Genomic DNA, 12,732 nt, shown 5'->3' on the forward strand with positions numbered 1-12,732 from the left:
CCTATTTTTCACCTGCAATATGCAGATATATGTGATGTTTAATGTGTCATTTTCAAGCGATGACACAAAATTCACCCGAACTGTCATCGAAAGTGAAACAGGTTATGCCCAGACCGCCGTATTTATAAGCAACCCAATATGGTCTGATTGCTAAAAGCTATAAGTCGCCTGAACTAACTTTGCTATGCTCGACAGGTTCAATCTCGAGATGATCCAAGATGACAAGTTCCCAATCCGGTATTCATGTTGTGCAACCTGCCACTTCTAGCCATAGCCAGTCTGAGCGTGACCGTTTAATTGGGAAACCGCGTTTTCATTTTGAACCTCTGGCTGTGATGCAGTTGCTACGGGAACGGATCATCGGTCAGGATGCCGCCTTAAATGAAATTGAAAAAATGCTGCATGTGGTCAAGGCTGACTTTTCCAGTCCTGAACATCCGCTTTCGGTTACCTTAATGCTTGGCCCGACCGGTGTCGGCAAAACCGAGACCGTGCATCTGATTGCCGAAGCAATTTATGGCCGTCCTGATGCTTTCTGCCGGATTGATATGAATACTTTGGCGCAGGAACATTATGCAGCTGCCCTGACTGGCGCGCCTCCGGGTTATGTGGGCTCTAAAGAAGGCCATAGCCTGTTTGATGAAACCGCTATTGCCGGAAGCCATACCCGTCCCGGCATCATGCTGTTTGATGAACTGGAAAAAGCCAGTACTGAAGTGATTCGTGGTCTGATGAATGTACTGGATACTGGTCGACTGACGTTGACTGCTGGTACCAAAACCATCGATTTTCGTAATTGCATGATTTTTATGACCAGTAATGTCGGTGCACAAGCCGCGCAACAATATCTGGAAAAGCTCAGCTATCTGCCGCAAAAAATGCAGCAACTATGTCTGAAAAAAGTACCGACCCAGCAGATTATTGAAAAAGTCATGCAGCGCAAGTTCGATCCTGAATTTTTAAACCGGATTGACCGTACCTTGCACTATCAGGCTGTCCAAAATGATGCCCTGCCACGACTGGTTGAGATTGAGCTGGATAAATTAAATCAACGTCTGCAACATCAGAAACGACAGATTCACCTCACTGATGCAGCCAAGGCCCATTTTTTTCAGGGTCATGACATCCGTTATGGCGCCCGTCATCTGGGCCGAAAAATACGGACTGAACTGGAACCGATCTTAGCGATTTATTTCCTGAACCATCCAGAACAACTGCAACTCCATCTGGACTGCATTAATGGTCAATTGCTAGTTCAGCCTCAAGCCTCCGATTCCAATTAAACTGTTTGATGTGCTTGAATCGCCTGAATCAATGCATCCGGGTCTTTAGGTGAAATCAGGATATATTTTTGCTGATCTGCCAATGTATAGCTGACTTTTAAACGCTTGAAAGACAAAGCAGGTGCAATTTCTGAATGATCTGTAGGCTGGATATTCTGAATTGAGCTGAGCGGAATTTGCCAGGTCAGCCATAGGCTTTTAATGGTCAATTGCCCATCCTGGACGATATAACGGGTACTCCAGACCGGCCACCAGACCAAGAGGATTGTGAGTATATAGACTGCGGTATGCACCGGATATTGAGCCATCGTCCCTTTGGCCTGCATGGTCAGTAATAATTGCAATAACAAACCACTCATACAGATCAAAAATGCCAGCAGCCACCAGTCTTTTTTGGAACGAAATACACGCATCATCTTCCCCCTATTTTGTTTTATCTTACACAAAATCAGAATGATGTGGTGAATCTCTGCAAGTAATAAAAAACGCCCATGTGGGCGCTTTATTTTTTATGTTGCAGCTTAGGCAAACAGATAAGGACGAATAAAGATCAGGAAGAAAATACCCAGCATCAGGAACCATTTCAGGAAATAGTACAGCTGGCGGTTCTGTGCTTTTAAAGCTTTGGCTTTTACCCGGAGTTGATAGACATAACCAAAGACTTTGTTTAAGCCACCAGTCTGATCCCCAACCTCATTCGGTGAACTGGCTGCTGTCATCACTTTTTTACCAAACCAGTGATTGAAGCGTTCCATCCAGCGGGTTTTTAAAGGTCGCTCGACATCAGCAAAGAAAATGATCCGGTTCTGGTCAGTCTTGTTTTCGGCATAATGAATATAGGTTTCATCAAATACCACGCTCTCGCCGTCGCGCCAGGAATAACGCTGACCATCGACATCGATAAAGCAGCGGTCATCATTCGGGGTCATTAAGCCCAAGTGATAACGCAATGAACCGGCATAAGGGTCACGATGACGGACCAAACGGCTATCGGGTGCCAGCTCGGTAAACATGGCCGCTTTAATGGTAGGCAAAGTTTTGAGCAAGGCGGTAGTTTTTGGGCAGAGTTCTGCTGCAGAGGGATGCGCCGAGTCATACCATTTTAAATAGAAGCGTTTCCAGCCAGTCTTAAAAAATGAGTTAAACCCCAGGTCATCATATTTGCTCGAAGCCTTGATCCCGCCTTTCTGATAGAGTGCCTGTGCTTCGTCACGAATCATTTCCCAGTTTTCATCCAGCACTTTTAGGTCTTTAAAATGCTGCGTATCGATATAAGGCTGATTCGGTACGCGTGAAAAGGCGTACATCAGAAAATTGATCGGTGCAAACAGGGTCGAATGGTCAAAAAACTGGCGATAAAAAGAATGCCGAACTGTGCCACGTCGCTGAATATATAACGCTGAGATGACAAAGATGGCCAAAATAATCCACTTAAGCATATCAATACCCAAAAAATCCTAGCCCTAAAAAAGAACGGGGAAAAATAAAAAAGTCACATCTGGGCCGCATTATAACAAAGCTGCTTTTGCTCTCCCTACCCGCTTGTAGAACACAGCGTTGCATACATTTTCTTACATCCGTATCGAATAATTTGAATCTCAATTGACTATTTTGACCAAAACACCACACAGCAAACATTCCCTATCTGGTCAATTTACGTTATAAAAACAGCGCGACAGCAATAAAAAAGTGAAATTAAAACAATAACTTCATTACACTGCGATAACGGTTCACTGTATTCCGGACATGACAACACCTTGATTGAGCGATGAAAATTGATGACCCTTGCGTCACGGCTTGATACAACTTGTGTTGTTCTTTTTGGATATAGTTATCGTAAGATTAGCGAAGTAAAAAAGTGCGCGGGAAATGCGCGCTTGCTTCACAACATCAACTTAGAAGTCCTCCAAAATAAAGGAGATCAGGGCATGATCCACGCTGGCAATGCCATTACCGTCCAAATGCTTGAGGACGGAATTGCAGAATTCCGCTTTGACTTACAAGGTGAGTCGGTTAACAAATTCAACCGTGCAACGATTGAAGATTTCAAGGCTGCGATTGACGCAGTTTCCGCTGCTGACATTCAGGGTTTAATCGTGACTTCAGGCAAGTCTACATTTATTGTAGGTGCTGACATTACTGAATTCGGCGATAACTTTGCTCAAGGCGAACAGGCAATTGTTGACTGGGCACTACCAGTTCATGAAATTTTTAACAGCTTCGAAGACCTGGACATTCCTAAAGTTGCCGCGATTAACGGTATGGCACTAGGTGGCGGTTTCGAGATGTGCTTAGTCTGTGACTACCGTGTGATGTCAGAACAGGCGCAAGTCGGCCTGCCTGAAATCAAACTTGGTATCTTCCCTGGTTTCGGTGGTACGGTTCGTTTAAGCCGTCTGATCGGTATCGACAATGCAGTTGAATGGATGGCCATGGCTACTCCGAAAAAACCGGCTGCTGCACTGAAAGATGGTGCTGTTGATGCGGTTGTGGCTGCAGACAAACTGAAAGATGCTGCGATTGACCTGTTGAAACAGGCAATTCACGGTCGTTTAGACTGGCAAACAAAACGCCAGGAAAAACTGGATCCAATCAAGCTGAACATGCTTGAGCAAATGATGGCGTTCAATACGGCGAAAGGTGCGGTTCTTGCAAAAGCAAACCCTGCTCAATACCCAGCGCCAAAACTATTGCTTGATTCCCTTCAGGCAGGTGCAAGCTTACACCGCGATGAAGCGTTAAAAGTTGAAGCTCAAGGCTTTGCGAAAGCTGCGGTAACTCCACAAGCAGGTGCGTTAATCGGTCTGTTCCTGAACGACCAGGTGGTGAAGAAAACTTCTAAGAAATATGAACAAGGTGCACATCCAGTGAACCAGGCTGCCGTTCTAGGCGCAGGGATCATGGGTGGTGGTATTGCTTACCAGGCGGCAAGCAAAGGCACTCCAATCATCATGAAAGACATCGGTAACCAGCAACTTGCACTGGGTATGTCTGAAGCAAACAAACTGCTGACCAAGCAGGTTGAACGCAAGAAGATGAAGCCGGCGCAAATGGGTGAAACCCTTGCTCGCATCCGTCCTACTTTAAGCTATGACGAGTTTAAAGAAGTGGATATCGTGATCGAAGCGGTAACCGAAAACCCGAAAGTGAAAGGCATCGTACTGAAAGAAACTGAATCTAAAGTACGTGAAAACACGATCATTGCGTCAAACACCTCTACGATTTCAATCACGCGTCTGGCTGAAAATCTGGAACGTCCAGAGAACTTCGTGGGTATGCACTTCTTTAACCCGGTACACATGATGCCATTGGTGGAAGTGATTCGTGGTGAGAAGACTTCTGCTGAAGCGATTGCAACGACTGTTGTTCTTGCTCAGAAAATGGGTAAAACACCAATCGTAGTGAATGACTGCCCGGGCTTCCTGGTAAACCGCGTACTGTTCCCTTACTTCGGTGCATTTGACCTGTTACTGAAAGATGGTGCTGACTTCCAGCAAATCGACAAAGTGATGGAAAAATTCGGCTGGCCTATGGGCCCTGCTTACCTGATGGACGTGGTCGGTATCGATACTGGCGTTCACGGTGCAGAAGTCATGGCTGAAGGCTTCCCGGATCGTATGAAACCTGATTTCAAAGGTTCAATCCAAGTGATGTACGAAAACAACCGTCTGGGTCAAAAGAATGATGTTGGTTTCTACAAATACGAACTTGACCGTAAAGGCAAAAAAGCCAAAGTGGTTGATCCAACTGCATACGAGCTTGTGGCATCTGTTGCAACTGCTGAAAAACGTGAATTTGATCCTCAAGAGATCATTGACCGTATGATGCTGGCTTTCTGTAACGAAACTGTTCGTTGCCTGGAAGACAACATTGTTGCAACTCCGGCTGAAGCAGATATGGCGATGATCATGGGTGTAGGCTTCCCTCCATTCCGTGGTGGTCCATGCCGTTATATCGACCAAACTGGTGTAGCTGAGTATGTTGCACTTTGCGACAAATACGCGCACTTAGGTAAGGCTTATGAAGCGCCGCAATCATTGCGCGACATGGCTGCTAACAACAAAAAATTCTACGGTTAAGGAGTGACGTGAATGGCTACTTTAAATCCACGTGACGTTGTGATTGTTGATGGCGTACGTACTGCCATGGGCAAATCGAAAAACGGTATGTTCCGCAATGTACGTGCCGACAGCATGTCAGCTGAACTTATCCGTGCGTTGATGATTCGTAACGAATTCGACCCGAATGAAGTCGAAGATGTGATCTGGGGCTGTGTGAACCAGACTCTGGAACAAGGGATGAACATTGCGCGTAACATCGCATTGTTAGCTGACCTTCCTAAGACTGTTGCAGGTCAAACGGTTAACCGTCTGTGTGGTTCTTCTATGCAGGCAATCCACACTGCGGCTGCACAGATTGCGACTAACCAGGGTGATATCTTCATCATCGGTGGTGTAGAGCATATGGGCCACGTAGGTATGATGCACGGCATCGACCTGAACCCTGCTGCATCTAAGCACTACGCAAAAGCATCAAATATGATGGGCCTGACTGCTGAAATGCTAGGTCGCATGAACGGCATTACTCGTGAAGAACAGGATGCGTTTGGTGTTGAATCTCACCGCCGTGCCTGGGCTGCGACTGAAAATGGTCTGTTCCAGAACGAGATCGTAGGCATTGAAGGTCATAATGCTGACGGTTATAAAGTTCTGTGCGATATCGATGAAGTGATCCGTCCGGATGCCAACATCGAAACTTTCCGTGCTTTACGTCCAGTATTTGACCCTAAAGGCGGGACAGTGACTGCTGCAACATCTTCAGCATTGTCTGACGGTGCATCTGCAATGCTGTTAATGTCTGCTGAACGTGCTCAAGCGCTTGGTTTGAAACCACGTGCTGTGATTCGCTCTATGGCGGTTGCAGGTTGTGACGCTGCGATCATGGGTTATGGCCCTGTTCCAGCAACTCAAAAAGCATTGAAACGTGCTGGTCTGACCATTGAAGATATGCAAACTGTTGAGTTAAACGAAGCTTTTGCTGCACAAGGTCTGTCTGTTCTTAAAGGCTTAGGCATTTATGACAAGCAAGACATCGTGAACCATAACGGTGGCGCGATTGCGTTGGGTCACCCGCTTGGTTGTTCTGGCGCGCGTATCACGACGACATTGCTAAACGTAATGGAGCAACAAGATACGCAAATCGGTCTTGCGACGATGTGTATCGGCCTAGGTCAAGGTATTGCAACAGTGATCGAACGTGTTTAATTCTTAAATAATTCGAGACAGAAAACCCCGCTTATTGCGGGGTTTCTTTATTGCGAACTATCATTCAAAGTTTTGTAAAATACACATAGCCTTATTTATGATAAAGTTGAATATTAAATATAAATTTAAAATAATTATGAAAAAATATTTAGCATTTACAGTTCTGAGTCTAAGCTTGGTAGGATGTGCCAGCACACCAAAAGCACCACAATCTGATTACTTTGCAAGAATTCAAAAAGAATTTAAAACCCAACCTGTGGCTATCTTGACAGATGCCTGCCTACTACGTAAAGAACTTGGTGACAGTCATATTTTACTGGATCAATCTAATCGTACTGCCGAAGCAATATCTCAATCATTGGTAAAACAGTTAAACCAGAATGCGGTTCAAGTGACCAAAACCTTCCAGCCAACACATTGCGGTTTCTTTGAAAAGCGTACCATTCAGACTTATAAAAAACGTAATACTTTAGAGTCGCAACCTGAATATTTAGGCACTTATCCTGTTTTGGCAGCCAACCAACCTGCAATTACTGATCTGGATGGTGCAAGTATCCAACTGCTGCTTCAAAAGAGTTTTAAAGCCAGCCATGGGCGTTATGCGTTAAGCAATAACTATCAACCTGTAGATATTGATATTACAGATCGCCTAACTGACCATCTCAAGCCTGTGTTAGGCACATCTAAGGTTCTGGTCATCCAGGTCTTAGGACAACAGCCTTCTTTAGGAAAACGGATTGGTAATATTGCCGGCACAGCTGCTTTCGCAGTTTTAACAATGGGTGTAGTTGTAGCAGATGATCCAGTACCTACAGAAGGCCAATACTATGTACTTTCTTATGTTGATTTGGATAAGAAACAAATTTTATGGTCTAAGCATCAAAAATTCGATGGAAAACTTTATCAGACCGGCCCAGTTAGCGTAACGACACCAAATATGCTAAAACCTTTGGGTCTTTAAAATAGAAATAAATAAAAAACCCTGTTTAATAACAGGGTTTTTTATTTAAAAGAATGTTATCCCTTTGTAAATTTAGTTGAATATTCAACCAATAAAAACTTATCCATCAGCCACTTATATTTGACAGGCGTATCATAACCCCACATTTCTCTCCTTTATTTATGGGGTTATGCATGAAAATGCTTAAAACACTTCTAGCAACTGCAATCGTTGCAACTTCAGCTTCTGCTATGGCTTCTGCAACAGTTTCTCCTGTTGCTGCAATGAAAGAACAAGCAAAAACTGTTGCCGCTCAAACTGCTCAACAAGCAACTGCGCCTGCACAAGCAAAAGTAGCGACTGCGACTGTTAAAGCACAAGACTCTGCTGCCAAAGCTACTGCTGAGAAACAAGCGGCTGTCGCTAAAGTAGAAGCAACTCAACAACAAGCTGCTCAAACTAAAGAAGCAGCAAAAACTGAAGCGGCTCAAAAAGTAGAAGCTGCAAAAGCTGCACCTGCAGATATGAAAAAAGTAGCGGATTCTAAAGTAGAAGCCGTGAAAACTGATGCAGCTGTAAAAACTGCTGAAGTAAAAGAAGCAACTGTAGCAAAAGCTGAAGAAGTAAAAGCTGCAGCAGCTCAACCAGCAGAAGCAGTAAAAGCAGCACCTGCCGAAGCAGCTGTAAAAGCCGAGAAAAAAGGCTGGTTCTCTTGGTTTAAAAAATCTGCTTAAGATATTTTAAATCCATAAAAAAAGATGTCCGAGTGACATCTTTTTTTTGTTTTTTGGCTCTTTCAGATTTAAAGTCAAAAATATAAAGACCTATAAATCTCTTATTAGACCTTTCGGGCTAGCATGGTCGCAAAATGCTGCTTGATCCGGTTGCCCTGCTCATCTACTCGGTGTAATTCACCGACATTTTCATTATATTTCACCAGATTCCAGCCTTCATAATAGGCACTAAGCTGTCCCGGCTTAAAACTAAACGGAAAGTCTGGCTGTACCGGAATATCATCGGTATCCATCGCACAGACAATCAGGTTATAACCGCCCGGCACTGTCGCCTGCTGCATCTGTGCAATAAGTGGTGGAATGGTATCGGCCTGCAGGAACATCATCACCACTGTACAGCAAATGAAGTCATATTGACCCTGAATACTGGGGTCAAGATTTAAATCCCGTTGCTGAACCTGAATATTCCCGATTTCTTCATTCTGAATGATCTGTCTTAAGGTCTGTAGACTATTTTCATTCACATCCCAGGCGTCGACTTCAAAACTGTTCTGACTCAAATACAACGAATTGCGGCCTGAACCACAACCGACATCCAGCGCACGACCACCCTTTAAATACGGCATAGCTGCCAGAATTTCCGAATGGGTCGGGCTTAGCTGATATTTCTTGTTAAAGTAATCCTCAGGTTTGCAGTAAAAACGCAGCTGACATTCTGCATCTTCACTGGCAGAAATAATCTTATGCCATGCCTGTGGCTCAATGAACGGTGGTTGCTGCTCTGGCGTAAATACATGTTCAGACTGTATATGACCTGACGGATCCAGCATGGCAAAATGCAGCTCACCTTTGAGCACAGTCAGCTTTGCCCAAGTGCCTGCTTTGGTATTGTGTGGCTGCTTGAACCCTTGTGGGATAGCTTGCTGCATCCAGACCGGAAATTCTTTATAACATTTCAATTGTTGCATAAAAGATTGTGCTCCCTATTCTCGCTTTCCGTCTGCAAGCATGCTTCTGGATATTCATTTTTCTTAAGCATAGCTGGTTCTCTTACCAATGAGAACTGGCACATCTTTGATGTAAGCAATGCAACAAGACTAATTCTGACAGAAAAACATCATGTCATTTAGAGATAAGAAATCATAAGATCCTTATACTTAGAGTTTGTTCTCTGCCTCTTTAAGTGCCTGCTGATCCACTTGAGTCATTTGCTGATTGAGCTGCACTATTTCCTGATACAGCTTATTGAATTGCTTTAAGGGTGCATCTTCATAGAACATAAAGGTCTGGTTTTTCTTTTCCCATTTATTGTTTTTCAGCACCAGAAATAGCTGGTCTGCTTTGGCCAGACTCTGTTTTTCAATTTCAAAAATTGCATGGGCATTATCCTGCTGCTGATTGGCTTTCAGATTATCTGCCAGCTGCTGACGATAGCGGTTTTTAATGTCCAGCTGTTTCACCTGCTCTAACTGCTGGGTTGCCCGCTGTTGAATTGTCTGTTCATAACCATCGACAATTTCATGCACACGCTTCAGCATGGCTTCGGTTTCTTTATAGTCTTGGGCTTGATCTTTGGCTAAACGGTCAATGTCCAGAAAACGATCCCAGTCCGCTGCTTTGAGGTCACGTAAATACTGATTGCGAGCCTCGGCACGATCACGCATCTGACCCAGAATAAATTGGGCCATCACGGCATAATCCCCATCCAGACGATCATCTTCCAGATCAATCTGAATCGGTTTAGACCAATCCTGTGCCTGTTGCAAAATAGATCCAGTTTTTTCTTCCAGTACCGTTTCATATTCTTGCAAATCGGCCTGCTGTTTCTGCTCTACAGAATTTTGATAAAATAACCAGATCAAAATTGCCAGTACCACTCCAGCGATAATCATAAAAACACGGGGCATCTACACGCTCCAGGTCTGTCATCCAGATCTTGTTGATTTTTTACACTATGCTTATTTTTCCAGCATAATTCAAGACATAGAGCTTTTCACATTTGTGAACGTGCTTCCTCAATACTGAAAAAATGAATCCAGTAAAAAGCCTGAAGAAAGGAAATAAGTTTTTAACCCACCCTTTCTTCATGACGTGATCTGGCTATACCGAAACTGACTGACCTGATCAGCCTGGCCCATCGGATTGTGTGCTAGCGTGAACCAAAAGGCAGACTGAGCTCAAGCCGATTCGGATCAAACTGTTCCCGGACGATCTGGACATTGGTTGCATTCCGGTCAATACCGAAAGGTTGCAAAATCACATAGATTCCGTTTCTTGGATCTGAGGACTGCAAGCCTTGCGCTACTGCCAGTACATATTCCCGGAACACAGTAGGCAGACTGTCCAGATCTGGATTAGGCGCTGCTGCCCCCATGTCAATATTTGCAACGACATCACCATCGACACTATAAGCCTGGATATCGCGTTCAATTTTCATCAGGCGCATCTGCAAAGCCTTACGCTGGCTGGCACCTTCCTGATAAGGCGTGATTTCAGTTACAGCCCGCATTTCAGGCTCTGCCATGACAGTTAAGGTGGGAAGTACCGTTGCTTCAGAATGAGCAGGAGCTGCATGACTCAGTACAGGGAGAGTAAAAGCAGTACAGGTCAGCATCAGGCCCAAGCTTTGAATGGATTTTAGGAGATTCATCTTATTACCCCTCGGTTGGAAAAGGGAAAGCGTCAGATTAAATCTTACAAGTAATACAGCTTCTTATTGTTAAGTTTGATAAACGGTCAATCGAATCCATTACACCCTCATAAAGCCAACCAGCAAATCAGGAGCAAAGCTCCTAAAAAATATGAATTATTCAGAAGTTAGATTTAAAAAAGCAAAAATCCCCAATATGGGGATTGATTTGCATTACTGGCTCATCCTTTAAGGAGATCTTGGAAATTGCGCTACAGGAGATGGATTGTTGTAGTTTTCTAATAAGCCCAGATTCACCTTGTCCAGATTAATCTGTAGTTGAAGACCGCGTCCTGGTTGCAAGCTGCTGCTACGATCGATCCCGACATTCTCCAGCAGTGTATATAGCCCCTGGGTTGGATCACCAGATTGTAAGCCCTGGGCAATGGTCATCACATACTGTTGCAGTGCAGGTGACAGTAAACTCAAATCTGGAGCTTGAGTCGGCTTAATATCGAGGTTTGCCAGCACATTTGGATTGACCATAAAATTTTCTGCATCCTTAGTTCCCCGGATTACCTGATGCTGCAAGGCAAGACGATTGGCTTCATTCTCAATAAACGGGACATAGCCAGTCTCATTACTCATTTCAGGTTCAGCCATAATGGTCATCGTCGGTAAGGTAAGTACCGGTTTCTGTTCTTCTGCATGTACTGCTATGCTCAATGTACCTAACAGAATCCCAAATAAAGATGTTTTTAGACTATTCATGGGCTTTCCCCCTACTTCAAATTTCACAACCTGAGTGCCTTTATCGGTTGCTAAAGTCTGTATTTAATTATCTATTAGATTACCTTGATTATTTTGAGAACTCATTCCTGCTCAGATGAATGGCAAAACAAGTTAATTCTTAGGCTGAATCAAAAATCACAGGCGAAAAAAAACCTCAAACATTGTTTGAGGTTTTTTCGAATATGGTGGCGAGACCCAGGATCGAACTGGGGACACACGGATTTTCAATCCGTTGCTCTACCAACTGAGCTATCACGCCGATGCGGTGTATTAAGCCGTATCTAGACACATTAGTCAATCGAAATTATGAAAAAAAAGATTGAGTGTCTGAATTTTGGCCTAAAAAAAATCCCTGATGGGATCAGGGATTGAAAACTTTAAAATCGTTTTGAATATGGTGGCGAGACCCAGGATCGAACTGGGGACACACGGATTTTCAATCCGTTGCTCTACCAACTGAGCTATCACGCCGATGTCGCGTATTAAACAGTTTCAGCTCTTAATCGTCAAGTACATAACGTATAAAAATCATCAAATGTTTACTTTTCCATCGATTTACATGCTTATACAGCAATATTTTCACTATTCTCAGCAAATACCTGACTAATAAAACAAATTGAATCCGGTATTTACAAAAAAAGCAGCCCGAAGGCTGCTTGGAATTTATCTGTATCTAAATTTTTTCAAGATTTGCCAGACAACGGTGAATGGCTCCGCATCCCGGTACGAATGCTTTTACTCCTTTTTCCTCTTCCATACGGCATGCCTCACTCACCAGCCTTTCTGCAACCCCGCGTCCACGGTTGGCCGGATGCACCACAATATTTTCCAGGGTTCGGCTTTCGCCTTGTCCCGTGCACCAGATGGCGCCGATGATTTTGGTGTTAAATTCTGCGGTATAAAGTAAGGTATACTGTGCAAGGTTTTGCTCTAGATGTTCAATGGCATCTGCCCCATCACTAAATTCAGGGCTAGTGTCATACAGTCGCTCAAGCTGGCTGCGCACTTCGTCGTTTTCTAGAGAAGTATAAGCATGTACGGTAATAGGCATTGATAAACCCTCCTGAGCAATCTAATATGCGGTGACGTC

General features: G+C 44.1%; 12 protein-coding genes and 2 tRNA genes. 5 read left to right on the forward strand and 9 right to left on the reverse strand.

Features of this window, described 5'->3' with window-relative positions; translation table 11 throughout:
- Window positions 1-218 precede the first annotated feature (218 nt).
- The gene (locus tag FTU03_RS00790) at window positions 219-1,283 is read left to right on the forward strand and encodes an AAA family ATPase (protein WP_179991953.1); all 1,065 of its coding nucleotides are present in this window, start codon (window positions 219-221) and stop codon (window positions 1,281-1,283) included.
- Here the strand turns inward: FTU03_RS00790 and FTU03_RS00795 are convergent.
- Both FTU03_RS00795 and lpxO read right to left on the reverse strand, forming a co-directional pair.
- On the reverse strand, window positions 1,280-1,696 hold the full coding sequence (locus FTU03_RS00795; RefSeq protein ID WP_179991994.1) for a PH domain-containing protein: 417 nt from the start codon (window positions 1,694-1,696) through the stop codon (window positions 1,280-1,282). The genes FTU03_RS00790 and FTU03_RS00795 overlap by 4 nt on opposite strands.
- A 108-nt stretch (window positions 1,697-1,804) precedes the next feature.
- Window positions 1,805-2,722 carry a lipid A hydroxylase LpxO gene (gene lpxO / locus FTU03_RS00800; RefSeq protein WP_166136817.1) on the reverse strand — a complete coding sequence of 306 codons (918 nt, stop codon included), beginning with the start codon at window positions 2,720-2,722 and terminating at the stop codon, window positions 1,805-1,807.
- 489 nt (window positions 2,723-3,211) lie between these two features.
- Between lpxO and fadB the strand changes: the two genes are divergently transcribed.
- The 4 genes from fadB to FTU03_RS00820 all read left to right on the forward strand — a co-directional run bounded on the left by fadB (window position 3,212) and on the right by FTU03_RS00820 (window position 8,221).
- Window positions 3,212-5,362, forward strand: coding sequence for a fatty acid oxidation complex subunit alpha FadB (gene fadB, locus FTU03_RS00805; RefSeq protein ID WP_159123725.1), 2,151 nt, complete (start codon window positions 3,212-3,214; stop codon window positions 5,360-5,362).
- Window positions 5,363-5,374: 12 nt separating this feature from the next.
- Entirely contained in the window at window positions 5,375-6,547 is a 1,173-nt protein-coding gene (gene fadA / locus FTU03_RS00810; RefSeq protein WP_179991952.1) for an acetyl-CoA C-acyltransferase FadA, read from the forward strand.
- Window positions 6,548-6,683: 136 nt separating this feature from the next.
- Window positions 6,684-7,508: a hypothetical protein gene (locus tag FTU03_RS00815; RefSeq protein WP_166136827.1), complete on the forward strand. Its 825-nt coding sequence runs from the start codon at window positions 6,684-6,686 to the stop codon at window positions 7,506-7,508.
- A gap of 173 nt (window positions 7,509-7,681) precedes the next feature.
- Window positions 7,682-8,221: a hypothetical protein gene (locus FTU03_RS00820; protein WP_179991951.1), complete on the forward strand. Its 540-nt coding sequence runs from the start codon at window positions 7,682-7,684 to the stop codon at window positions 8,219-8,221.
- A gap of 104 nt (window positions 8,222-8,325) precedes the next feature.
- Here the strand turns inward: FTU03_RS00820 and tehB are convergent, their stop codons facing one another.
- From tehB to FTU03_RS00855, 7 genes are all read right to left on the reverse strand, one after another.
- Window positions 8,326-9,189 carry an SAM-dependent methyltransferase TehB gene (gene tehB / locus FTU03_RS00825; RefSeq protein ID WP_179991950.1) on the reverse strand — a complete coding sequence of 288 codons (864 nt, stop codon included), beginning with the start codon at window positions 9,187-9,189 and terminating at the stop codon, window positions 8,326-8,328.
- A 189-nt stretch (window positions 9,190-9,378) separates the two neighbouring features.
- Window positions 9,379-10,128: a hypothetical protein gene (locus FTU03_RS00830; RefSeq protein ID WP_159123719.1), complete on the reverse strand. Its 750-nt coding sequence runs from the start codon at window positions 10,126-10,128 to the stop codon at window positions 9,379-9,381.
- Between the two features lie 242 nt (window positions 10,129-10,370).
- Window positions 10,371-10,871: a hypothetical protein gene (locus FTU03_RS00835; RefSeq protein ID WP_166136836.1), complete on the reverse strand. Its 501-nt coding sequence runs from the start codon at window positions 10,869-10,871 to the stop codon at window positions 10,371-10,373.
- A gap of 228 nt (window positions 10,872-11,099) precedes the next feature.
- Window positions 11,100-11,621 carry a hypothetical protein gene (locus FTU03_RS00840; protein ID WP_179991949.1) on the reverse strand — a complete coding sequence of 174 codons (522 nt, stop codon included), beginning with the start codon at window positions 11,619-11,621 and terminating at the stop codon, window positions 11,100-11,102.
- A gap of 204 nt (window positions 11,622-11,825) precedes the next feature.
- Window positions 11,826-11,901, reverse strand: a tRNA-Phe gene (locus FTU03_RS00845).
- Between the two features lie 136 nt (window positions 11,902-12,037).
- Window positions 12,038-12,113 (reverse strand) — tRNA-Phe (locus FTU03_RS00850).
- A 202-nt stretch (window positions 12,114-12,315) separates the two neighbouring features.
- A complete protein-coding gene (locus FTU03_RS00855; RefSeq protein ID WP_004781604.1) occupies window positions 12,316-12,693 on the reverse strand; it encodes a GNAT family N-acetyltransferase in 378 nt (125 codons plus the stop codon).
- Window positions 12,694-12,732: the final 39 nt, after the last annotated feature.

This window comes from Acinetobacter sp. YH12046, assembly GCF_013419905.1.
Taxonomy (GTDB): domain Bacteria; phylum Pseudomonadota; class Gammaproteobacteria; order Pseudomonadales; family Moraxellaceae; genus Acinetobacter.

What these genes read in the sequence shown, in the direction of transcription:
- FTU03_RS00795 (WP_179991994.1), bottom strand. Translation starts at nt 1,696, where the DNA reads ATGCGTGTATTTCGTTCCAAAAAAGACTGGTGGCTGCTGGCATTTTTG.
- tehB (WP_179991950.1), bottom strand. Translation starts at nt 9,189, where the DNA reads ATGCAACAATTGAAATGTTATAAAGAATTTCCGGTCTGGATGCAGCAA.
- fadA (WP_179991952.1), top strand. Translation starts at nt 5,375, where the DNA reads ATGGCTACTTTAAATCCACGTGACGTTGTGATTGTTGATGGCGTACGT.
- FTU03_RS00820 (WP_179991951.1), top strand. Translation starts at nt 7,682, where the DNA reads ATGAAAATGCTTAAAACACTTCTAGCAACTGCAATCGTTGCAACTTCA.
- FTU03_RS00790 (WP_179991953.1), top strand. Translation starts at nt 219, where the DNA reads ATGACAAGTTCCCAATCCGGTATTCATGTTGTGCAACCTGCCACTTCT.
- FTU03_RS00840 (WP_179991949.1), bottom strand. Translation starts at nt 11,621, where the DNA reads ATGAATAGTCTAAAAACATCTTTATTTGGGATTCTGTTAGGTACATTG.
- FTU03_RS00835 (WP_166136836.1), bottom strand. Translation starts at nt 10,871, where the DNA reads ATGAATCTCCTAAAATCCATTCAAAGCTTGGGCCTGATGCTGACCTGT.
- fadB (WP_159123725.1), top strand. Translation starts at nt 3,212, where the DNA reads ATGATCCACGCTGGCAATGCCATTACCGTCCAAATGCTTGAGGACGGA.
- FTU03_RS00855 (WP_004781604.1), bottom strand. Translation starts at nt 12,693, where the DNA reads ATGCCTATTACCGTACATGCTTATACTTCTCTAGAAAACGACGAAGTG.
- FTU03_RS00830 (WP_159123719.1), bottom strand. Translation starts at nt 10,128, where the DNA reads ATGCCCCGTGTTTTTATGATTATCGCTGGAGTGGTACTGGCAATTTTG.
- FTU03_RS00815 (WP_166136827.1), top strand. Translation starts at nt 6,684, where the DNA reads ATGAAAAAATATTTAGCATTTACAGTTCTGAGTCTAAGCTTGGTAGGA.
- lpxO (WP_166136817.1), bottom strand. Translation starts at nt 2,722, where the DNA reads ATGCTTAAGTGGATTATTTTGGCCATCTTTGTCATCTCAGCGTTATAT.